Annotated in this window: 26 protein-coding genes; 13 read left to right on the top strand and 13 right to left on the bottom strand. The window is 60.7% G+C overall.

The features are described 5' to 3' along the window. Nucleotides 1–62 precede the first annotated feature (62 nt). From EEB13_RS23210 to EEB13_RS23220, 3 genes are all read right to left on the bottom strand, one after another. Nucleotides 63–1,058, bottom strand: coding sequence for a sensor histidine kinase (locus tag EEB13_RS23210; RefSeq protein WP_141486368.1), 996 nt, complete (start codon nucleotides 1,056–1,058; stop codon nucleotides 63–65). Beyond that, entirely contained in the window at nucleotides 1,055–1,732 is a 678-nt protein-coding gene (locus EEB13_RS23215) for a response regulator transcription factor (RefSeq protein WP_033234170.1), read from the bottom strand. Before EEB13_RS23215 ends, EEB13_RS23210 begins: the two co-directional genes overlap by 4 nt. 63 nt (nucleotides 1,733–1,795) lie before the next feature. Next, nucleotides 1,796–2,320, bottom strand: a complete 525-nt coding sequence (locus EEB13_RS23220) for an NlpC/P60 family protein (protein ID WP_052683592.1) — start codon at nucleotides 2,318–2,320, stop codon at nucleotides 1,796–1,798. A 265-nt stretch (nucleotides 2,321–2,585) separates the two neighbouring features. On the opposite strand from EEB13_RS23220, the gene EEB13_RS23225 reads away from it, so the two are divergent. Both EEB13_RS23225 and EEB13_RS23230 read left to right on the top strand, forming a co-directional pair. Continuing rightward, a complete protein-coding gene (locus EEB13_RS23225; protein ID WP_141486369.1) occupies nucleotides 2,586–3,665 on the top strand; it encodes a serine hydrolase domain-containing protein in 1,080 nt (359 codons plus the stop codon). 173 nt (nucleotides 3,666–3,838) lie between these two features. After that, nucleotides 3,839–4,258 carry a hypothetical protein gene (locus EEB13_RS23230; RefSeq protein WP_230590124.1) on the top strand — a complete coding sequence of 140 codons (420 nt, stop codon included), beginning with the start codon at nucleotides 3,839–3,841 and terminating at the stop codon, nucleotides 4,256–4,258. Here EEB13_RS23230 and EEB13_RS23235 read toward each other — a convergent pair. Beyond that, the gene (locus EEB13_RS23235) at nucleotides 4,249–4,560 is read right to left on the bottom strand and encodes a MerR family transcriptional regulator (RefSeq protein ID WP_033234167.1); all 312 of its coding nucleotides are present in this window, start codon (nucleotides 4,558–4,560) and stop codon (nucleotides 4,249–4,251) included. The two genes, EEB13_RS23230 and EEB13_RS23235, sit on opposite strands and share 10 nt — an antisense overlap. 367 nt (nucleotides 4,561–4,927) lie before the next feature. Between EEB13_RS23235 and EEB13_RS31640 the strand changes: the two genes are divergently transcribed. The 5 genes from EEB13_RS31640 to EEB13_RS31645 all read left to right on the top strand — a co-directional run bounded on the left by EEB13_RS31640 (nucleotide 4,928) and on the right by EEB13_RS31645 (nucleotide 6,662). Beyond that, the gene (locus EEB13_RS31640) at nucleotides 4,928–5,071 is read left to right on the top strand and encodes a hypothetical protein (protein WP_165826319.1); all 144 of its coding nucleotides are present in this window, start codon (nucleotides 4,928–4,930) and stop codon (nucleotides 5,069–5,071) included. A gap of 73 nt (nucleotides 5,072–5,144) precedes the next feature. Next, complete coding sequence (locus EEB13_RS23240; protein ID WP_033234166.1) at nucleotides 5,145–5,690, top strand: Dps family protein; 546 nt, start codon at nucleotides 5,145–5,147, stop codon at nucleotides 5,688–5,690. Between the two features lie 208 nt (nucleotides 5,691–5,898). Beyond that, a complete protein-coding gene (locus EEB13_RS23245; protein WP_045069132.1) occupies nucleotides 5,899–6,162 on the top strand; it encodes a GlsB/YeaQ/YmgE family stress response membrane protein in 264 nt (87 codons plus the stop codon). A 57-nt stretch (nucleotides 6,163–6,219) separates the two neighbouring features. Next, a complete protein-coding gene (locus EEB13_RS23250; protein WP_033234164.1) occupies nucleotides 6,220–6,417 on the top strand; it encodes a CsbD family protein in 198 nt (65 codons plus the stop codon). Between the two features lie 89 nt (nucleotides 6,418–6,506). Further along, on the top strand, nucleotides 6,507–6,662 hold the full coding sequence (locus EEB13_RS31645; RefSeq protein WP_092806704.1) for a DUF6131 family protein: 156 nt from the start codon (nucleotides 6,507–6,509) through the stop codon (nucleotides 6,660–6,662). Nucleotides 6,663–6,757: 95 nt separating this feature from the next. On the opposite strand, the gene EEB13_RS23255 is transcribed toward EEB13_RS31645, so the two are convergent. Next, complete coding sequence (locus EEB13_RS23255) at nucleotides 6,758–6,979, bottom strand: CDGSH iron-sulfur domain-containing protein (protein ID WP_033234163.1); 222 nt, start codon at nucleotides 6,977–6,979, stop codon at nucleotides 6,758–6,760. Between EEB13_RS23255 and EEB13_RS23260 the strand changes: the two genes are divergently transcribed. The 4 genes from EEB13_RS23260 to EEB13_RS23275 all read left to right on the top strand — a co-directional run bounded on the left by EEB13_RS23260 (nucleotide 6,980) and on the right by EEB13_RS23275 (nucleotide 9,269). Next, nucleotides 6,980–8,062 (top strand): iron-containing redox enzyme family protein, encoded by a 1,083-nt coding sequence (locus tag EEB13_RS23260; protein WP_141486370.1) that lies wholly within the window; start codon nucleotides 6,980–6,982, stop codon nucleotides 8,060–8,062. Between the two features lie 131 nt (nucleotides 8,063–8,193). Then, entirely contained in the window at nucleotides 8,194–8,376 is a 183-nt protein-coding gene (locus EEB13_RS23265) for a hypothetical protein (RefSeq protein WP_141486371.1), read from the top strand. A 63-nt stretch (nucleotides 8,377–8,439) separates the two neighbouring features. Beyond that, complete coding sequence (locus EEB13_RS23270) at nucleotides 8,440–8,733, top strand: hypothetical protein (RefSeq protein WP_141486372.1); 294 nt, start codon at nucleotides 8,440–8,442, stop codon at nucleotides 8,731–8,733. A gap of 74 nt (nucleotides 8,734–8,807) precedes the next feature. Beyond that, a complete protein-coding gene (locus EEB13_RS23275; RefSeq protein ID WP_342393918.1) occupies nucleotides 8,808–9,269 on the top strand; it encodes a flavin reductase family protein in 462 nt (153 codons plus the stop codon). A gap of 9 nt (nucleotides 9,270–9,278) precedes the next feature. Here the strand turns inward: EEB13_RS23275 and EEB13_RS23280 are convergent, their stop codons facing one another. Then, nucleotides 9,279–11,549 (bottom strand): ATP-dependent DNA ligase, encoded by a 2,271-nt coding sequence (locus EEB13_RS23280; protein ID WP_141486373.1) that lies wholly within the window; start codon nucleotides 11,547–11,549, stop codon nucleotides 9,279–9,281. 116 nt (nucleotides 11,550–11,665) lie between these two features. Between EEB13_RS23280 and EEB13_RS23285 the strand changes: the two genes are divergently transcribed. Together EEB13_RS23285 and EEB13_RS23290 are read left to right on the top strand one after the other, a co-directional pair. Beyond that, nucleotides 11,666–11,938 carry a WhiB family transcriptional regulator gene (locus EEB13_RS23285; RefSeq protein ID WP_051730469.1) on the top strand — a complete coding sequence of 91 codons (273 nt, stop codon included), beginning with the start codon at nucleotides 11,666–11,668 and terminating at the stop codon, nucleotides 11,936–11,938. Between the two features lie 67 nt (nucleotides 11,939–12,005). Continuing rightward, on the top strand, nucleotides 12,006–12,914 hold the full coding sequence (locus EEB13_RS23290; protein ID WP_095888408.1) for a transporter substrate-binding domain-containing protein: 909 nt from the start codon (nucleotides 12,006–12,008) through the stop codon (nucleotides 12,912–12,914). A gap of 6 nt (nucleotides 12,915–12,920) precedes the next feature. Here EEB13_RS23290 and EEB13_RS23295 read toward each other — a convergent pair whose 3' ends face one another. From EEB13_RS23295 to EEB13_RS23325, 7 genes are all read right to left on the bottom strand, one after another. Continuing rightward, nucleotides 12,921–14,516, bottom strand: coding sequence for a substrate-binding and VWA domain-containing protein (locus EEB13_RS23295; protein ID WP_261984624.1), 1,596 nt, complete (start codon nucleotides 14,514–14,516; stop codon nucleotides 12,921–12,923). A gap of 166 nt (nucleotides 14,517–14,682) precedes the next feature. Continuing rightward, nucleotides 14,683–15,114, bottom strand: a complete 432-nt coding sequence (locus EEB13_RS23300) for an SRPBCC family protein (protein ID WP_141486375.1) — start codon at nucleotides 15,112–15,114, stop codon at nucleotides 14,683–14,685. Nucleotides 15,115–15,184: 70 nt separating this feature from the next. Further along, the gene (locus EEB13_RS23305) at nucleotides 15,185–16,822 is read right to left on the bottom strand and encodes a cation acetate symporter (RefSeq protein ID WP_033234156.1); all 1,638 of its coding nucleotides are present in this window, start codon (nucleotides 16,820–16,822) and stop codon (nucleotides 15,185–15,187) included. After that, nucleotides 16,819–17,181: a DUF485 domain-containing protein gene (locus EEB13_RS23310; protein ID WP_033234155.1), complete on the bottom strand. Its 363-nt coding sequence runs from the start codon at nucleotides 17,179–17,181 to the stop codon at nucleotides 16,819–16,821. The genes EEB13_RS23305 and EEB13_RS23310 overlap by 4 nt, the downstream gene beginning before the upstream one ends. A gap of 150 nt (nucleotides 17,182–17,331) precedes the next feature. After that, nucleotides 17,332–19,083, bottom strand: coding sequence for a cation acetate symporter (locus EEB13_RS23315; protein ID WP_141486376.1), 1,752 nt, complete (start codon nucleotides 19,081–19,083; stop codon nucleotides 17,332–17,334). An 11-nt stretch (nucleotides 19,084–19,094) separates the two neighbouring features. After that, nucleotides 19,095–19,466, bottom strand: a complete 372-nt coding sequence (locus EEB13_RS23320; RefSeq protein WP_141486377.1) for a hypothetical protein — start codon at nucleotides 19,464–19,466, stop codon at nucleotides 19,095–19,097. Continuing rightward, complete coding sequence (locus tag EEB13_RS23325; RefSeq protein ID WP_092806687.1) at nucleotides 19,463–20,254, bottom strand: LytR/AlgR family response regulator transcription factor; 792 nt, start codon at nucleotides 20,252–20,254, stop codon at nucleotides 19,463–19,465. The genes EEB13_RS23320 and EEB13_RS23325 overlap by 4 nt, the downstream gene beginning before the upstream one ends. Nucleotides 20,255–20,276: the final 22 nt, after the last annotated feature.

Genomic DNA, 20,276 nt, shown 5'->3' on the forward strand with positions numbered 1-20,276 from the left:
TTTCAGGATCGGCAAATCAGGCGCGGACCCCGTTTGGGGCGCGCCGTCGATAATCGGTTAATTCAGTTCTGCGGCAGTACCACTCGAATACAGCACCCAGCGTGCGCATCAACAACGGCAATGGTGCCGCCATGTAATTCGACGGCCCACTTCGCGATGGCAAGCCCAAGGCCGGTGCCACCGTCCGTGGAACCCCCTCGGATGAATCGGTCGAAGACCTCGCAGCGTGCAGCCGGCTCGATCCCCGGGCCGTCGTCATGGACATCGATCACGACGGCGTGCGCAGTATCTCTGCGCACGCGAATCACTGCGTGTACGTCGTTGCCGCCGTGGCGAACTGCGTTGTCCAGCAGGTTGGTCACGACCTGATGCAGGCGATCCGGATCGGCCGAGATGCTCAGCGAAGCAGGGCTCACATCGATGACGACGCCTCCCCTACGCTGCGACATCAATTCGTCCAGGAACGGCTCCATCTCGAACATCTTGGGATTCAACGGCATTGCACCACCCTCGAGTTTCGAGAGATCAAGCAGATCGTCCACCAGAGCACCGAGACGTTCTGTTTGAGCGAGAGCCGAACGCATCGTCTCCGGATTCGGATCCTGCACACCGTCGACAATGTTCTCGAGCATCGCCTGCAAAGCGGTGATCGGCGTGCGTAACTCATGCGACACGTTGCCGATCAGCTCGCGGCGATACCTGTCGTCGGCACCCAAATCCTCGGCCATTCGATTGAATGCCGTTGCAAGTTCGCCCACTTCGTCGCGCGATGTCGCCCGCACTCGACGGGAATAGTCGCCACGCGCCATAGCCTTGGCCGCTGCCGTCATCTCGCGAAGTGGTGACGTCATTCCGTGTGCGAGCACCTGCGTAACACCCAGGGCGACAAACAATGCCGTCAACAGCGCGAATCGAAACGGTTGTTGCGATGTCAGCCAGAAACCACCGGAAGCGAACAACAATGCGGCGACAACCAACAACCCGACCTTCACCTTGAAGGACCGCATCGGGTCGAGCGGTCGTGGCCACCGCGCAAATAGCCGGTCGACGACGCTCATCGCGGCACGTCCCACGCGTAGCCGACGCCATGAACGGTTCGGATCACCGAGGACCCCAGTTTGCGTCGTAGCGCCTTGACGTGAGAGTCGACGGTGCGACTCCCCGCCCCCTCGCCCCATCCCCAGATCTCCTCGAGCAGCGACTCGCGGGGAATCGCGGCTCTTGGTCGCTCTGCCAGATACACGATCAGATCGAATTCGGTCCGCGTCAGGTGTATTTCTTGCGCGTCGCGGCGCACCCGACGCTCGGTCAGGTCGATCACGACGTCACCGAACTCCAAGAGATCGGATAGCGGCTGCGAGGGACGACCAGCCCGCCGGAGCAGCGCCTGTACCCGCGCAACCAGCACCCGCATGCTGAACGGCTTGCTGAGGTAGTCATCAGCACCGACACCCAAACCGATCACCATGTCGGTTTCGTCGGCGCGCGCCGTGAGCATCAGCACGGGCACAGCTCGTACGGCCTGGATTCGACGACACACTTCGAGGCCGTCGAATCCAGGCATCATCACGTCGAGAACCACCAGGTCCGGATTGATCTCGGCGCACCGCGCGACAGCACTGGGTCCGTCGAATGCCATCTCCACGTCGAATCCCTCGGCGCGCAGACGCGCGGCAATCGATTCGCAGATGCTGACTTCGTCGTCGACCACGAGCACTTTTCGCTGACTCATGGAACTGACTGTATTAGCCCGACGTGGATGAACCTGGGAGGACTTGTGAAGGTTTTGTGCAGATTAGAACCGTCGAATGTTGTTGATCGGGAGATCAGCCAAGGGGGTCAGACCCGTGGGAACTCCGACGCCGTACGCGTTGAAGACCATTCCGAAGCCCGCGTAGATTCCGACGTGCGTTGCGCCGGGATAGAACGTGATGACGTCGCCGGGAACTAGTGCCCACCGCGGAACCGCTTGTCCCACACGGGCTTGCTCTTGGCTGGTCCGCGGTAGATTCACGCCGGCCTGCCGGAACGCCCATTGCACCAGCCCGGAGCAATCCCACGAGTTCGGTCCGACGCCACCCCATTGGTATGGCTTTCCGGTTTGGGTGGTGGCCGCCGCCAAAGCGATCAAACCTGCGGGACTGGGGATCGGAAGGGCCGCAGATCCGCTGCTGATACTGCCCATACTGCCCAGTGACCCGGTACTGCCGGTACTACCGGCGCTTCCCGGTTCCGCGAGAGCGGGCGCTGCAGTCAGGACCAGAACGCTTCCGGTCAGCAGGGCTGCAACCGTTCCCCTGCGCAGTGTCGACTTCCTCATGCAACCGTCCTTCGTTGAGGTACTGCGGTGCGGCCATCGCACCGAAATAGCGTTGAACTGGTCGGATCTGAAATGAGCATGTGGCCTTCGGATGCTAACGATCATCTCGGGCAATTCGGACAAGAATCGGCAACCCTATGCAGAATGAGGCCCTTTGTCCCCGCCCAGTCCCAGACAGCCCAGTCCTTGGCGCCCGAGAAAGATCAGGGGAAAGATCCGGGATTTCCTGGATTCCCGCGAGCCGAAAGATCCTTAGATTCGACTCATGCGCTCACACGTCTTGGCCACCATTGCTGTAGTTGCGACCTCGATGGCGCTTGTCGGATGCGCGACGCTCCAACGGACCGTCGAGGTTCAATCGGATCTGGATTCGCTCACGAAATCGGGCGCAGTCGGCTCGATTGCCACGCTCGACGACAACTCGACCACTACGGTTCTGACCAGCGGTGTGCCTCACCAGACGAATGGCGATTCGATCGGCCCTCGCTACCGAGTCCGGATCGCCGGCGTGACAAAAACATTCACCGCAGCACTCGTGCTGCAACTGGTTGCGCAGGACAAGGTCGGCCTCGATGCACCGGTCCAGCGCTACCTCCCAGGACTTGTGCCGGGTGACACCATCACCGTCCGGCACCTACTGCAACATCGCAGCGGGTTAGCCGAGTTCGCCGGCGAACCCAACGCCGACGAATGGGTGGCTGCGAACGAAAATCGCACGCTCACGCCAGCCGACGCTGTGGCCATCGCTTTGAGCAAGCCCGCGCAGTTCGAGCCCGGATCAGCTTTTCGCTACACCAACACCAACTACATAGTTCTCGGGATGCTCGTAGAAGCTGTGACCGGCCGAAGCTACGCGGACGAGCTGCGCACTCGGATTCTGGAACCACTGGAACTCGAGGACACCTATCTCCCACCACCGGGTGAACGAGACATCCGAGGTGAGCACATGACCGGATATGCCGATCTACCCGGCGGGCGCACCGATGTCTCCCGGATCGAACCGTCCATCCCCTGGTCAGCAGGTGCCCTGGTGTCTACCGGCAAGGATCTCAACACCTTCTGGCGGGCCTTGTTGAGCGGCAGAATCGTGCCGGAGAACGAACTCACCGAGATGACCACCCCACACGCCGGTGCCACCGAAGCCGAAGGCCTGGGCTACGGCTTGGGAGTCGGATCCACCGAACTGCCCTGCGGGGTTACCTACATCGGACACAGCGGTGGAATCTACGGCTACTACACACTGTCCGGTGCAACGGAAGATCGCGCATACACCGTGACGCTGACCTCGACGCCGAAGGAACAACCGGACATAGTGGCCATGCTCTCTCACGCGCTGTGCCCCTGAACAGCTGCCGGCCGGTCGTTGGGCGCGCCCGATACCGCCGGAATCTGCCGACAGGCGTCTGGGATAGGATGAATTTCAGTTCCGTGCCTGGTATGGGCGTTGAACCGTCTTTATCCTTGCCATGCTGTGCTGCATGGCTACGTCGAACAGATAGGCCGACCATTCCACTCACTGTGAAGTACGCGGAAATTTACAACGATGCGCTGATCGCGCTGGCAGCAGCCACGCAGCGACCGGCGAACATCGTGCATCTGGACGACGCGTACGCCATTCGGGTAGATCTCGAGTACAACCGCTACGTCGTTGCCACAAACACTCCTCACGGTTTGTCGAACGAACCCGGTATCAGTGGAACCTGGTTGGTTCGCTTCTTCCAGGCCGATATCGACGGCGCGCCGGATGAATTGCTCACCGAAGCAACAAACCAGTGGCTCATCGACGCCTTCGATTCCGCCCTCGCGTCCCTCGAAGCCGGCGGAAACAAGATCGTTGCCGATGCAGACTTCGGGGATATCAGCCGCACTGAAGCGACTGACGTCGATAACAACCGCACTGAAGCGACCGACGCCGACTCACGCGGCGATCAGGCCTGACCGTCAGCAGATTCACTCAACTGAGCGATCCTCGCCGCAAGAGTTGAATTTTCGGCCTCGAGCGAGAGAATCAATCTCACTCCGACCAAATTGACGCCGTCGTCGATCAACGCGGTGATGCGACGCAATGTCTCCAGATCTGATTCGCTGTACCGGCGAGTTCCACCACCCGTGCGTGTGGGGGTCAGGAGTCCTCGTCGCTCGTACAGTCTCAACGTCTGCGGCCCGACTCCGGATAACTCCGACATCACCGAGATGCCGTAAACGCCACGCCGTGAGCGCGTGTGTGGCTCTAATGTCACTGCAAGCCTCCTCGACCCAATCGGCGATTCCACGACTTTAGCACTTCCAGGCAACGAATCTGTTCGCGGGAGCATAGATTTCATATCGGCGATCGGGGCCGAAGATTTTTTCAAATTCAGGACTTTCGGCATTTCGCCTGTACAGGGCGGCCATTTCATCACCTGACTGATTCAGACTGGAGTCGATCCACTCGTTCTGGGGTTGCTAATTATCTGCGTCGGCTGGTATAGATTTTAGTACGTCCTGACGAGAACATGCGTATCAAATTGCAGACAGATTTGGGTGTTGAGAGGCGCAGAACACGGCGCTGACGAGAAGCGGATCGCCCGATTCTCACTACTTACACCCCTAGACCGCAGGAGCAAGATGACGACGATCGACATCCCGTCCGCACCGAGCGGCGAGATCAACTCCGGTAGCTCGACCTTGGCCACGCCGGAACTCAAACTGCGAATCGCCATGATGTTCGGGGATCCGATAACAGAGGACCTGGCCGGAAGCATCAACTGAATCGACAGACACGATCCGAAAGTATTTGTGCCGCAGCAGCACACAGCTCGGCACTCTGACGAGAGGAAGATACATGTCTACATTCACGATCCCGGGACTGAGCACCGACGACGGCGCGCGCGTAGCCGCAGTTCTGCAGGAACGCCTGAGCGCGTACAACGATCTACACCTGACCCTCAAGCACATTCACTGGAATGTCGTAGGCCCTAATTTCATCGGCGTACACGAAATGATCGATCCCCAAGTCGATTTGGTCCGTGGTTACGCGGACGACGTTGCCGAACGCATCGCCGCACTCGGGAACTCCCCGAAGGGAACCGCCGGCGCTATCGAAGCCGACCGCTCGTGGGACGACTATTCAGTCGGACGTGACGACGCTCGCGCACACCTCGCCGCGTTGGACCTCGTGTACACCGGCGTCATCACCGATTCCCGGGCCGCGATCGACTCGGTCGGAAAGATCGATCCCATCACCGAAGACATGCTGATCGGTCAAACAGCGCAGCTGGAGAAGTTCCAATGGTTCGTCCGAGCTCATCTGGAGAACTCAGGCGGAAACCTTGTGCACGAGGGAAGTTCGACGGAACTCGACGCCGCCGACAAGGCCCGTAAAGCCTGAACCGTGACAAAACGCGAACTTCGGATATTCCAACTGCAGCAACGACTGTTGGCCGGATCGATAGTAGTGGGAACACTGCTCGGGGCTGTAGCTATCACTTCCCTCTGACCTCAGTTTTTTTAAAGGTCCAAGATGACCTCAATCGTGGAATCCCCAATCTCGGAATCCCACTGTCACTTGGAATCCACTTGTCACAAGGAGACTCACTGTGCTCGGACTCGGCATCATCGGTTGGATCATCATCGGCGGACTCGCCGGCTGGATCGGCAGCAAGATCATGAAAACCGATGCCTCCATGGGAATCGTGCTGAACATCGTCGTCGGCATTATCGGCGGTCTGATCGGCGGATTCCTTCTCAAATTGTTCGGTGTCGACGTCAACGGTGGTGGCCTGATATTCAGCTTCTTCACGTGTGTACTCGGCGCGGTGATCTTGCTCTTCCTGGTCAAGGCCGTCACCGGCCGACGGTGAATTTCCCAGATCCAGAACGACTCGAATCAATCTCTACCCGAAAGGATCACGATAACCATGGCTGATTTCATCGACAAGGCAAAGCACAAGGCCGAGGAACTCATCGGCGAGGCAAAGGAGAAGGTCGGACACAAGACCGACAACGACGATCTTGCCGCCGAGGGCGCCAAGGATCAGGTCTCAGGCAAGACCAAACAGGTCGGTGACGATATCTCGGATGCTGCAAGCGATATCAAGAACAAGTTCACCAACTGAGCGGATGCACTGGTGCCGCCGCCAGTGAACAGATAGCGGAAGTCCGTAAATCACGGCAACTTCCTACGCATCGGAGATGAGGATTCACCATGATTGTTCTCGGCATTATCTTGGCACTGGTCGGCTACTTCACGTCAATCAGCATTCTGACTACGGTCGGCATCATTTTGGTGGTCGTCGGCGCAGTCTTGTCGCTCCTCGGCGCTACGGGTCGCGCGGTGGGCGGCCGGAAAGTCTGGTATTGATCCACCCCGTTAACCTGCCCGGTGGCGCGTTCGCCGATCACTCCCGATCGGCAAACGCCCCGCCGGGCGTTTGCCGTAAAACCGGGTTCAGCCACTCAGGAACGTCGAACTTTTCTCTTTTTGTGGGTACCGTCGCAGAAGGGAGGTATCGCTGTGCCACCGCAACGACACAGCGCCACCGTTGCACGTTCACGGCTGATCGGGTTGCCGTCGGCGTCGACCAGCGTCGCCGGACCTCGAACCAGTAGTGGCCCGTCTGGGCATACAGTGATCGTGACAGCGGAATCGTCGCCCCCAGGATCGGAATCGGAGTTCATATGTCCTCCACACGGATTGATCTAACACCATCGCAAGCACTGGCAACCGGCACTCGCATGCCGATCCCCTCCGCGCGAGGACAGGTCAGCGAACTGCTGATTGCACTGTTGTCTGGATCCGACGCTAACCCTGCTGCCTTCACCGCCGCCGCTCGGAGTGCGGCCGGAGAGCACGATGGTACATCGATCGTGTTCGACGACGACGCACAACTGTCGCTGACGCTGCTGTACGAACTACACCTTCAGGGACTCGCCGGAGTGTCTGACGAATGGGAATGGAACCTCGATCTTCTCGCAGGACGGGCCGCGCTGGAGTCGTCGTTCGAGGCAGCAGTCCGTTCGATCGTCGCATCCCGAAATCTTGAAGCCCAACCTCTCGACGTCGGGGACGTCATCTCACAATTGTGGGTGATGACCGCGCCGTCGACCGGGCCGAGCATGTCCAAGTTCATGGCGACAGACGCCAGTGCCGAACAGTTCGAAGAAGTACTCATCCACCGTTCGCTCAACCAGCTACGAGAATCCGATGTTCACACGTTGGGAATTCCGCGTCTGGCCGGAGCCCCGAAAGCCGCGCTGGTGGAAGTCCAAGCCGACGAGTACGGCGGCGGGCGATTGGAGAGGATGCACTCCACCCTGTTTGCCAACACCATGCGCGAACTCGGACTGTCGGATCGGTACGCACACTATCTCGACGTCGTTCCGGCAGTGACCCTTGCGAGCCTCAATGTGCTCTCGCTCTTCGGATTTCATCGTCGGCTGCTCGGGGCGTTGATCGGCCATCTGTGCGCAGTGGAAACCACGTCGTCGCTTCCCAGCAAGAACTACAGCGCCGGGCTGCGTCGCCTAGGTTTCAGCTCGCGGGCAACACTGTTCTACGACGAGCATGTAGAAGCCGACTCCGTTCACGAACAGATCGCAGTCCGCGATCTCGCCGGCAAGCTAGCGGAGCAAGACCCCACCATGCGGAGCGACATTCTGTTCGGCGCCGCTTCATGTTTGGCGTTCGACGACCTGCTGGCCGAACACATCACCGGTTGCTGGGACCGGGGTGAGACTTCACTGGGCAGTTCACCCCGGTAAGCGGCCCGGCAACCTCAGAATTTGAACGCTTACATGATATTATCTGTTTCCACGGATGCAGATTAGCTTTTTCTGGTGCGATCGGTAGGTCGCTCCCTCGACTTCCCGTCGAGATGAACCCAGGAGGCATGATGACCGGCAAACAAGAAAACTCAGGCGACGTTTCACCTGATGATGTCGAAACCGTCACAACCGATTCAGGTTCCGAAAATGCGGATAGCGACGTCCAATCCGATCCGTCAGGCGGCCAACCCTGGTCCGGCGAAGGCGGCGCAACAACACACGGACCAGCGACCGATCCGCACAACGGGTAGAGCGCAACACATATATACACACCGAAATGCCTTCGGGGTTGACTTCCGAGAACGGAGAACACAGTGGCTGAAACAAACGGCGACCTACCCGTCGACGACGCACATACCAATCGATCTCACGTAGGCGAAGGGATCGCCGACGGACGGAACTACCCCGGGTACCTTCTCATCGGGCTTGCGCTCGCCACGCTCGGATTAACCTTGGTGGCACTAGGCTACGGGTTTCAGGGATGGGCATTGATCGCCGGCGCAGTGTGCGCTGTGTCCCTCGTGCTGGGCGTAGCCGCCGTCCTTCTCGAGCGACGACGCGTCAAGCGCCTCGAAGGCCATAACCTCACGCATCAGGAAGGTCATTGATCGGCAAACGCCCCAACGGGACTCGAGGAGCACCCGGCAACTCTGACGACAACGGCACAAGCGCATTCGACACACTGGTCGGCGAACTCGACTACCCGATGTTTGTCGTCACCACCGGCGAGGGCAACCAGCGGTCCGGATGTCTGGTCGGTTTTGCATCTCAGGTCAGTATCGCTCCTCCTCGTTTTCTCGTTGGACTGTCGAACAAGAACCACACGTTCCACACAGCATTGACGACGGAATTTCTTGCTGTCCACGTCATCCCGAGGGATCACATCGAATTGGCAACGTTGTTCGGGGGATCCACCGGCGACGATATCGACAAGTTCGCGCGTTGCGCCTGGCATCCTGGCCCCCATGAACTCCCGATACTCGATGAGTCCTCCGCCTGGTTCAGCGGACGCATTATCGACCGCATCCCTCTCGGAGACCACGTAGGTTTCCTCCTGGATCCCGAATCAGGCTCTGCACCTCGCGATCTCGGTACGGTTGTCACCTACACCGACGTCCGCGACCTCGAGCCAGGACACGAATAGCTTTTCCCCCTACGTATCCCGCCGCACGTCCGTCGGCGACTTGTCCTCCCGCATCCCCCGCCAACTGGGGTGCCGCAGGCGACCACTCGCGGTCCAGTCCATGAATCGCACTTCACCGACCAGTTCAGGGCGGATCCATACCGCTCCCTTGCGATCCTCCGTCGGAACATCATCTTCGAACGGGCTTTCCTTCTGCTGCAAGGGTTCCAGTACCGCCAGCAATGTTTCCAAGTCGCGGTCGGTGAAGCCGGTCCCCACTCGGCCGACGTAACTCAACCCGTCTTCACCCGGAATTCCCATGAGAAGTGCGCCTATCCCCCGGGCCCGATTGCCTTGACCCGTGCGCCACCCGCCGATCACTACCTCTTGTGTGCGCCAGTTCTTGACCTTGATCCAACTCGACCCCCTCCGCCCCGGCAGGTACACCGAGGCGCGACGCTTTGCGACAATCCCCTCCCAGCCGGATTCGCGGCTCACCTCCAGCGCGTTCGCCGGGGTTCCGTCGATCTGGGGTGGCACGGTGAGATCGCCGACCTTCGCGGCCAACGCACTCAGCACAGTCCGACGATCGGTGTACGACTTGCGCAGCAGGGAAACTCCGTCGAGATACAGGAGATCGAAAGCCAGAAACTCGGGTTCACCGCCGCGCTGCAAAGCCCCGAAATCGGTGACACCTTCCGCGTTGTACGACACCACTTCACCGTCGAGAACCACCTCGTGGCCGTCGAGAACCGAAGCAAGTCCAGCCAGCGCGGGATAGTCGCCGGTCTTGTCGTTACCGGCTCGGCTGCGGAGCGACAGTGTGCCCGAATGAAATTCGAGAATCACCCGTATCCCATCCCATTTACCCTCGAATGCCCACTCGTCCTCATCCAGACCCTCGAGCGATCCGGGCGTCGCGAGCATCGGTTCGATCCCTTTCGGAAACTCGATTCCGAAGCTGGATTTCTGATCCTTCATCAGATGCATCAGCCACTGGTCACCTTTGGTCCGAATCAGCGCGAATCTGCCCTGCACTCGGTTCCCGTCCAACCGCACGATCACCTCGTCGTCGCGCCACTTCTCCGTCTCGTACGTGCCGGAATCCCAGATCGTCATCGATCCGCCGCCGTATTCTCCCTTGGGGATCGTGCCGGAGAAGGTGGCGTACTCGAGCGGATGGTCCTCGGTGTGGACAGCCAGCCGGTTCTCCCCCGCGGTGGTGGGTACCCCTTTCGGAACTGCCCACGACACCAGCACACCGTCACGTTCGAGCCGAACGTCGTAGTGCAGGCGTCGCGCGTGATGTTCCTGAATCACAAAGGAATTGCCGAGCGCGCCGGGGGAAACAGAATCCGGTACCGGCTCCGGCGTCCGGTCTGCCGCACGCTTGTTTCGATATCGTGTCAACGAATCCTGCTGCACCACGGGAGGGTCGAGAGCAGCCAACAAGTCACCGCCGGAATCAACGCGTTCGAGAACCTCGTCGAACAGCAAGTGTCGCAACTTCGGGTCGTCGAGTTCGTCCCAACTGCGCGGCGCGGCAACATAAGGCTGGGCACGCCCACGCATCGAGTACGGAGCGATTGTGGTTTTGGCCGCGTTGTTCTGGCTCCAGTCGACAAATATCTTGCCGGCTCGAACATTTCGCGCCATCGTCGCTGTCACCAGATCCGGATGGATCTTCTCGAGTCCCACCGCGATCTGCTTGGCGACGGTCGACGCACCACTGCCGTCCAGTGGCCGATCGAGCGGCACATAGAGATGAATACCCTTGCTTCCGCTGGTAACGGGATACGCTGTCCAGCCCAGCGTTCCCACAAGATCACGGATGGAACGGGCCACTTCGGCACATTCAGCCAGCCCGACGCCATCCCCCGGGTCGAGATCGAACACCAATCGGGTTGCGGGCCCGCGCTCGGAACCGTCGAATCGCCATTGCGGAACATGTAATTCGAGGGCTGCTTGTTGACCGAGCCAGGCAAGCGAAGCAACTGAATCGAAAATGGGATACGTGACCACTCGGTCGGAATGCTGTAATGACGCGCGGGTCAGCCAATCCGGCGCCGACGATGCAAGGTTCTTCTCGAAAAATGATTGACCGTCCACCCCGTTCGGCCAACGTTTCCGTGTTCCCGGCCTACCGACGACATGGGGAATCATGACTGCGGAAATTCGAGTGTAGTAGTCGATGACTTCGGCTTTGGTGGTTCCACTCTCGGGATAGAGCACCTTCCCGAGATTGGTCACGGGCACGGTTATGCCATCGAGTGTGATCTGGCCCCGATCAGTCGTCGCCATCTCTTCATTGTGCTGCAGCGCCCGTGATCCGGCAGTAGAAATCGCTGCGATCGGAACCCTGTCCTCGCGCAACCCTCACCGGCCACACTGAGGCTCGAGCCGAAAGGACAACCACGATGACAACGCAGCACATGTCGGAACTGTGTGTGGACAACAACTGGCGCATGCTCGCAACCTGCAAGTCCGTTGATCCAGCGGTTTTCTATTCACCCGGCGAGGAACGCGGGCGCAATCGGCTTGCGCGCGAACAAACGGCCAAGCAGGTGTGCTTCCGCTGCCCGGTGATCAACGACTGCCTGAACTTTGCACTGGAGACCGGTGAACCACACGGCGTCTGGGGAGGAACGACACCAACGGAACGCCTCGTTCTCCGTCGCTCAGCAGCCTGAAAATTGGCCGGGTACAAGACCCCGATCACATCGATACCGGACATACAGGCAAGATGGCAACGTGCCTATGCCACGACGTTGCGTTGCCGTAACTGCAATCTTCGCCTCCGCGATCCTCTTGGGTTCATGCTCCACTCAGCCTGAGAGCGCCGCTGCAGTCCCGGAAACCACCACCAGCATTCCCGAGGCCTTCACCAAGCTTCCGTCCACTGCAGCCGTGACGGAATGCGGTCCGGGCAGTGGCACGACCACCAACGACGGCACACTCACCATCGCTACCGGTTCGCCGTCGTACGAGCCCTGGTTTCACGACGGCGATCCGTCGAACGGGCAAGGATTCGAGGGTGCAGTGGCCCGCGCTGTGATCGAGAAACTTGGTTACAACCCCGATCAGGTCACGTTCACGAGCGTCGCATTCAACGACGCGCTGAAGCCTGGCAGCAAAGACTTCGACTTCGCGCTCGACCAGTTCACGATTTCCGGAGATCGCCGCGAGTCCGTCGATTTCAGCTCGCCGTACTACGCGGTGGCGCAGTCGGTCATTGCCTTGCAGAACAACGGCGCTGCACAGGCCACGGATCTGAATTCGCTGACGCAGTACCGACTTGGCGCACAGGCCGGGTCGACCAGCCTGCTTGCCATCACCGAGACCATCAGTCCGTCAACCCCGCCGCGCAGTTACGCCAACACCGACGAAGCCAAGGCCGCATTGGCGGCCGGCGAGATCGACGCCCTGGTTGTCGACATTCCCACCGGATTCCACATCACGGAGACCGAACTGCCACAGTCCGTGATCGTCGGACAGTTTCCGCGGCCGAACGCCGTCACCGAGTTCTTCGGTGCCGTCCTCGAGAAGAACAGTCCACTTACCGCGTGCGTGTCGGCCGCAGTCGACTCACTGTATGCCGACGGAACCCTCGAAGCTCTTGCCACCGAATGGATCACCGATACTGCGGACGCAAAGATCCTCGACTAGATCCGATCAGTTGCCACGGCCGCTGATCGCGCCGACGAACACCTTGGGAATATCGGCGGGTGTGGGTGCGAAGTGACTGTTTCCGCCGGTGACTGCTGAAATCTGTTTCAATACTTCGGTATCGGCATCGCCGGTGACGCCGATGGTGATGATCGGTACCGGACGGGCGGCATCGCGCTCGCGTGCAAGAGTGTCGAGCAACTCCTCCCGCGAGATACCGGACGGATCGTCGTTGGCCCCGTCGGTCAGGAGAATGACCGAGTTGATCGACGACGGGTCATACGTGCTCTGGATCTGACGAAATGCCGCCAGAACACTGTCGTACAACCCAGTTCCGCCACCGACAAGTGACGGTAGCTCGTCGACGTGAGACAGAAGTTTGGTCCGATGATCGGTGTCGCCCTCGGGCGCATCCATGCGCGCAACAGGCTCGAGTTCGCGGTAATCGGTGCCGTCGCCGAGGTCGATCGAGAAGGCCCACAGACCCAATTGCGCATTGGCGGGGAACATTCGGATCGCGATGTCGCCGGCCTGCGCCGTAGCGGCCATTCGGGTCACGCCGCCTTCCACGTAGTCCATCGAGCCGGAGACGTCGACAACCGCCAATGCGCGGGAGGGCCGGGACAGAATCTCGTAGCGCGCCAGCGCTGTGGCCACCACAGACGGATCGCTCGGAACCAACGGCGTGATAATCCCGACGCCGCCGCTCGGCAACGGTTCGTTGCCCGCTGCACGAAAACCCAGACCGGACAAGGCTGTGCGGCCGCTAGCAGACGTGAGTGCGTCGGCGAGAACCTGCGCGGCCGGCAGTGCAGTCGATTCTCCGGTCAGCGCCATCGGGTAATTCATGAACACCGTGCCGGACGTCGGCACTGCGGCGGTCAACCGAGCGTCGGGATGAGCGGCCATGTACGCGATGAACGTCTGTTCGGTGGTGACCGCGGTTCCGCTGTCCTCGGCAACCTTTTCTATGCGGATGGTCGAACCGGCTTCCTTCACATTCCCGAGTTGAGCTTGTGCCACGGGAACCAATGCGGCCGAGATGGACGCGGTATCGCCGCCGCGCGCCTGAGTTTCGGCAAACGCGGCAACGATGGGTGCGCTGGACACAGCGCTGGAAAGCGGATCACCGATATGCAGTCCTGGAACTGCCAGGACGTCGATCCAGCTTGCCGGACTGGTAGTTTCACCGGATTTCGACACCGTGATCACCGGTGTGGACGCTACCGAATCACTGACCTTCGAGACGGAACGACCAGCCGCCCCGGCCTTGTCGAGCCATTCTGACGAATCGGGTATCCAGATCGCCGGACCGGAACCGCCGAGCGCAAAGTCCCCGTAGGTTCGAGCCGAGTCCTGGGACACCACGGTGAACGATGCGCAACCGAGCTTTTCCGGATCAATCGTCGCCACTACCGCCTCGACGGCGGTGGCAATGGACGGATCAACCGCTACCACCAGATTGTCGGTCTGTGTGCACTCCGATGTCGCGGCGGTAGGCGTGACCGTCGGAGCATCCTCCCCCAGATTGCTGAAGGTGACGGCAAACGCCGCGGAACCTGCGACGGCAACCACCGACAGCACTCCAACCAGTACTTTCACCGATCGTGGCATAGACGCTGTTGGTACCCCGGACGAGCCGTGACGACCAGACATATGCGGAATCCTCTCCGGCGGAGCACCAGGTTCATAACAAACCTATGCCCGGTTTATCCCGCCGAAAAGAATCCTAACTCATGTTTGCCGCAAAGTAACTACTTGCAAAGTTTCAAGCGTAGATTCGAACGAACTGCGCCAACGACTGCTCGATATCCCCTTTGAGAGCCCGAGCAACGCCGGAACCGATGGGTCCGAAAAGCGGGGCGCCACCGAGTTCGACGGTCAACGCCAACTCCGAACCCGTCCCCTTGGCCTTGACGTCGAGTTCGAGCCCCAGCTTGACCCCACCCTTGCCGTCACCCTTGAGCGATAGCGCCGTGGGCACGTCGTACTTCTTGATGGTCCAGCGCACACGATTACGCAGGCCTTTCACCGTGACAACTGAGCTGATCTCGGTTCCCACCCCCAACTGTTCGGGAAGTTCCCCTCGCCAACCGTCATGGACGACAAGCCAATTCTCGTAGCCACTGAGATCTGATGCCTTGTCCCACACTTCCTGCGGCGGAAGGGGGACGTCGATCTTCACTGTGAGTTTTGCCATGGTGGGACAATAGCGCTGTGCGCCTTTCTGGTTACCGGAGGTACCAGAAAGGCGCACGGGGGCTGCGCCCCTAGTGATCGACAGCCTTCTCGACGCCGACGCCGGTGAGGGAACGAACTTCCATCTCGGCCTGCTTGGCCGGATCCTCGGGCTTGTTGCGCCCGATGTAGGTACCGATGATGCCGAGGGCAAATGCCAGCGGGATCGAGACGATGCCGGGGTTGGAGAGCGGGAACCACGCGAAGTCCGAGTTCGGGAGCATCGACGACGGCTTGCCCGAGATGGCCGGGGAGAACACGATCAGCGTCAAGCAGCTGATCAGACCGCCGTAGATGCTGAACAGCGCACCCGTGGTGTTGAACTTCTTCCAGAAGAGCGAGTACAGCAGGGTCGGCAGGTTCGCCGAGGCCGCAACAGCAAAGGCGAGAGCCACCAGGAAGGCGATGTTCTGGCCCATGGCGCCGATACCGAGAACGATGGAGATGACACCGATCACGACAACGGTGATGCGTGAAACCCGAACCTGCTGTTCTTCGGTTGCGTTGCCGCGCTTGATGACACTGGCGTAGATGTCGTGAGCAAACGACGCAGATGCCGTGATCGCGAGACCGGCGACCACCGCGAGGATGGTGGCAAAAGCCACGGCCGAGATGATGCCGAGGAAGATCGTGCCGCCGAGCTCGAAGGCCAGCAGCGGTGCCGCAGAGTTCTCCTTGCCGGGAGCAGCCAGGATCACGTCGGGTCCGACCATCTTGGCTGCACCGTAGCCGAGCACCAGCGTGAACAGGTAGAAGGCGCCGATCAGTGCGATCGCCCAAGTGACGGAACGGCGAGCTTCCTTGGCGGTGGGGACGGTGTAGAAGCGCATCAGCACGTGCGGCAGGCCTGCAGTGCCGAGCACCAAAGCGATTCCGAGAGAAATGAAGTCGAGCTGCGTCATCCCGGTCAGCCCGTACTTTGCCCCCGGCGCAAGAATGTCGCGACCGGCAACAGCTTCGTTGGAGGAGTTACTGACCACGTTCTGCGCATCCGCGAGGAGCTGGGAGAAGTTACCCCGGACCGCGAAGAGCACGAGCACGAACATGATTCCGGCGCCGGCCACCAGCAGAACGGCCTTGACCATCTGCACGTAGGTGGTGCCCTTCATACCGCCGACCAAGACGTAGACGATCATCAGCACGCCGACGATCGCGACCACGACTGCCTGACCGGTCTTACCTTCGATGTTGAGCAACAGCGCGACAAGTCCACCGGCACCGGCCATCTGGGCTAACAGGTAGAAGAGCGAGACAGCAAGTGTGGAGATCGCCGCGGCCATACGCACCGGGCGCTGCTTGAGGCGGAAGCTCAATACGTCGGCCATCGTGAATCTGCCGGTGTTGCGCAGCAATTCGGCGACCAGAAGCAAGGCCACGAGCCACGCGACAAGGAAGCCGATGGAGTAGAGGAAGCCGTCGTAACCGTAAACGGCGATGGCCCCGGCGATCCCGAGGAAGGAGGCAGCCGAAAGGTAGTCACCGGCGATGGCAAAACCGTTCTGCGGACCGGTGAACTGCCCGCCACCGGTGTAGAAGTCGGATGCCTTCTTCGTGGTGCGACTGGCGCGAATGACGAGTGTCATCGTGCCGACGACAAACGCGAGGAAGATCGCGATGTTGAAGACGGGGTTTCCCACATCCGTCCCGGACGCGGCGAGTGTGGTGATCACGATACGGGGCCTTCCAGCTCGTCACGGATAGCAGCAGAACGCGGATCGAGTTCGCGGCCGGCGAACTTCACGTACCAGGCAGTGATCGCGAACGTCGTCACGAACTGTCCGAGGCCGAGAATGATGCCGAGGTTGATGTTGCCGATGACCTTGGTCGCCATGAAGTCGTGGGCGTAGGTCGCCAGAAGGACGTACACCGCATACCAGAGCAGAAAGAATGCAGTGATGGGGAAAACGAACTTGCGCAGGCGCGTCCGGAGTTCCTGGAACTCGGGACTTGCTTGCATGTCTATGAATGCCTGGGCATCCGGGGTCCGCCGCTCTTGCGGCGACCCCTCACTGACTTCTGCTGTGGACACTGCCGGCTCCTCGCCTCGCGTGTGAAGTGAACTACGTCCAGACGTTAGTGAGATCGGAGTCACATGAAATGGCTGTGGTGGCGCTCACACGGTGAGCTGTCGAGTCGTGCGCTGAACGGTCGTCCAAGCGCGACCAGCGGCACGCCGAAATCAGGGCTGACGCAGCTCGTCCTCGCGGTCGGAACCCATGTCCAGACGCTCGGGAGCATGCATACGAGTGAAGATCCGCGCTATATCCGCAGGTATCTGCTTGCTCGATGCCTTACTGACAACAACCATCGTGGCGAACGCGAGCGGCACGCTGACGGCGGCCGGAAACGCGAAGATCGCAGCGGGCCACCCGCTCAACACCGTTTCCGACAATCCGCCGAGGATCGCGACCGTTGCTGCCGTCCCGGCTACAAAGCCGCCCACCACCATGCCTGCGCCGGCGCCGACCGCGGTCAATCCGCGCCACCAGACGCCGAGCAGGAGCAACGGGCAGAGCGTCGACGCGGCAACGGCAAATACCAACCCGACGGTGATCGAGAGATCGACCGACACCACGGCAAGTGACATGGCCAATGGAATCGCACCGGCCAGAAGGGCGGCGATCCGGAAATCGCGTATCCGCCCTCGCAGGACGTCGGTGCTGATCACACCGGCGATGCTCACGAGCAGACCAGACGACGTGGAGAGGAACGCGGCAATCGCGCCCGACGCCACCAGTGCTGCCAGCAACTGCCCGCCCCACCCCGAGAACACCGAACCTGGCAACAGCAGCACTGCAGCGTCGGAGGTTCCGGTGATCAGCAACTGCGGAACGTACAACCGAGCGAACACTCCGAGCAGGACCGGAAAAAAGTAGAAGACGCCAACAAGACCAACGACGGCCAGCGATGTCAGTCGCGCCGTCCGCCCGTCCGGATTGGTGTAGAACCGCACCAGTACGTGCGGCAATCCGAGCGTCCCGAGAAAGGTCGCGAGCATCAGCGAATACACCTGATACGTCGGGTGCGGACCGCCGAATCCCCAACCGGGCGTGATCCAATCCGAATTGTGCGCCGGCGCCCCGGCTACCACCGGAACGGCTGCACCGGCTTCCAGAACCATCGACATTCCCTCGCCGAGGGTGTGCTCGCCCGGCTCGAGGACAACACTGCCCGTGGCCGAGCGACCATCCACCGTTCCTCCCTGCACACTCACCGGTTCGGCCACCTGCACCACAACATCGGTGGTGATGTCCACGGTGGTCTGCTCGCTGACCGTCGGCGGCGCCGGAGCACCTACGTCATGTTCGTCAGCAAAGAAGTAGAAGGCCAGTGCCACAGCCGGAATCGCCACCGCAGACAGTTTGAGCCAGTATTGGAATGCCTGAACGAACGTGATCGATCGCATGCCGCCACCGACGACGTTGGCGATGACGATCACCCCGACCACAACCCCACCGATCCAACTCGGCACGCCGAGAAGGATATTGAGGGTCAGACCGGCCCCTTGGAACTGCGGAATCAGATAGAGAATGCACACCATCGCAACCACGAGCATTGCCAGTTTACGTAAACGCGGTGAACCCAAACGGAATTCAGCGAAGTCCGGAACGGTGTACGCGCCCGATCTACGGAGTGGTGCTGCTACGAAAAGCAGTAACGCCAGATAGCCTGCAGTGAACCCGATCGGGTACCACAACGCGTCCGCCCCGTACTTCGCCACCAGACCGGCAACACCGAGAAAGGACGCAGCAGAAAGGTATTCACCTGAGATCGCCGTGGCATTCCACTGCGGCCCCACCGTGCGGGAGGCAACCAGAAAGTCGGACGTGGTGCGAGAAAGCCGCACTCCGTAGATTCCGATCGCAACCGTCGCCACTGCCGCCGCCACGATGCCCAACACCGTCAACACCGGAATCGATTGCCCACCCACAGCGCCCGCGCTCAGTCGTCCACGAGATTGGTGAAGTCCTGCTCGTTGCGTTCAGCCCGACGCACGAACACCCACCCGGTGATCAGCAACAAGGGCAACACGGCGCCGCCCATCACCAACCACGGAAGCCTGATCCCCCACACCGAGTAATCCGACAGCGCCGGAAAAAGCATGGTCGACAGCGGTATCGCGCACAATGATCCGGCTGCGACCACAGCCAGCCGGATCGCCAGGCCCAACTGAGCACGAACCAGACCCCGGATCATGGCGTCGCCGACCTCGGTCTGTTCCTGCACCTCTACCCGGGTACGCACGATGCGGGCGCCGTGACGCTGCGCCAGCACCACCCGCTGACGCGCAGGCGGATCGGTGTGCCCACTCACCGCGACAACCAACTCTGCTTGGGGGTGCGCACCAAACGATCCTTCAACTCACGCGTATGCCGACGGCTCACCGGCAACTCCACCGGCGGCTTACCGCTGTGTGGGCGAAGAGTCACCACCAAACCACTCCCGACGGTGCGAATTCCGGTCACCAAGGCAAGGGACACCAGGTACGAACGGTGAACCCTCAGGAAACCCGCATCGGCCCAACGGGATTCGAGGGTAGAAATCGGGATACGCACGAGGTGCGACTTACCTGCGGTATGCAACCGCGCGTAGTCTCCGTCGGCTTCGACCCATTCCACCGCCGAGCGCTGCACCAGTGTCGTGACGCCGCCGAGTTCCACCGGAATCACTTCGTCGCTGGGTGCGGCATCGGCTTGTGCGCCCGCCTGATTACGCCCCGCGCGACCCACGATTCGGCTCACCGCCTGCGCCAGCCGCTCTTCGCGCAGCGGCTTGAGAAGGTAGTCGACCGCACCGAGATCGAAGGCGGCCACTGCCCGATCGTCGTGTGCGGTCACAAAGACAACCGGCGGCGGTGTCGCAAAATTGGAAAGAATCCCGGCCAGTTCCAAACCGTCCAGTCCTGGCATGTTGATGTCGAGAAAAACGCCGTCGATGCCACCGTCACGAAGGATCCGCAGCGCCGTCGTTGCATCCGACGCGGTGTGGACGTGCGCCACCGATTCTTGCGCGCGCAGCAGGAAAGCCAGCTCGTCGAGCGCCGGTTTCTCGTCGTCGACGGCAAGCACGGTCAGTTGGGCACCTATGTCAGTCTCATTCACAGCACACCCATATTCCCACGGT

The organism is Rhodococcus sp. WS3 (assembly GCF_003797085.1).
Classification (GTDB): Bacteria; Actinomycetota; Actinomycetes; order Mycobacteriales; family Mycobacteriaceae; genus Rhodococcus_F; species Rhodococcus_F globerula.

Excerpts from the sequence above, each read along its gene's own strand:
- EEB13_RS23210 (WP_141486368.1), bottom strand. The coding sequence starts at position 1,058 with ATGAGCGTCGTCGACCGGCTATTTGCGCGGTGGCCACGACCGCTCGAC.
- EEB13_RS23215 (WP_033234170.1), bottom strand. The coding sequence starts at position 1,732 with ATGAGTCAGCGAAAAGTGCTCGTGGTCGACGACGAAGTCAGCATCTGC.
- EEB13_RS23220 (WP_052683592.1), bottom strand. The coding sequence starts at position 2,320 with ATGAGGAAGTCGACACTGCGCAGGGGAACGGTTGCAGCCCTGCTGACC.
- EEB13_RS23225 (WP_141486369.1), top strand. The coding sequence starts at position 2,586 with ATGCGCTCACACGTCTTGGCCACCATTGCTGTAGTTGCGACCTCGATG.
- EEB13_RS31640 (WP_165826319.1), top strand. The coding sequence starts at position 4,928 with ATGACGACGATCGACATCCCGTCCGCACCGAGCGGCGAGATCAACTCC.
- EEB13_RS23240 (WP_033234166.1), top strand. The coding sequence starts at position 5,145 with ATGTCTACATTCACGATCCCGGGACTGAGCACCGACGACGGCGCGCGC.
- EEB13_RS23250 (WP_033234164.1), top strand. The coding sequence starts at position 6,220 with ATGGCTGATTTCATCGACAAGGCAAAGCACAAGGCCGAGGAACTCATC.
- EEB13_RS31645 (WP_092806704.1), top strand. The coding sequence starts at position 6,507 with ATGATTGTTCTCGGCATTATCTTGGCACTGGTCGGCTACTTCACGTCA.
- EEB13_RS23255 (WP_033234163.1), bottom strand. The coding sequence starts at position 6,979 with ATGAACTCCGATTCCGATCCTGGGGGCGACGATTCCGCTGTCACGATC.
- EEB13_RS23260 (WP_141486370.1), top strand. The coding sequence starts at position 6,980 with ATGTCCTCCACACGGATTGATCTAACACCATCGCAAGCACTGGCAACC.
- EEB13_RS23265 (WP_141486371.1), top strand. The coding sequence starts at position 8,194 with ATGACCGGCAAACAAGAAAACTCAGGCGACGTTTCACCTGATGATGTC.
- EEB13_RS23280 (WP_141486373.1), bottom strand. The coding sequence starts at position 11,549 with ATGGCGACGACTGATCGGGGCCAGATCACACTCGATGGCATAACCGTG.
- EEB13_RS23285 (WP_051730469.1), top strand. The coding sequence starts at position 11,666 with ATGACAACGCAGCACATGTCGGAACTGTGTGTGGACAACAACTGGCGC.
- EEB13_RS23290 (WP_095888408.1), top strand. The coding sequence starts at position 12,006 with ATGCCACGACGTTGCGTTGCCGTAACTGCAATCTTCGCCTCCGCGATC.
- EEB13_RS23300 (WP_141486375.1), bottom strand. The coding sequence starts at position 15,114 with ATGGCAAAACTCACAGTGAAGATCGACGTCCCCCTTCCGCCGCAGGAA.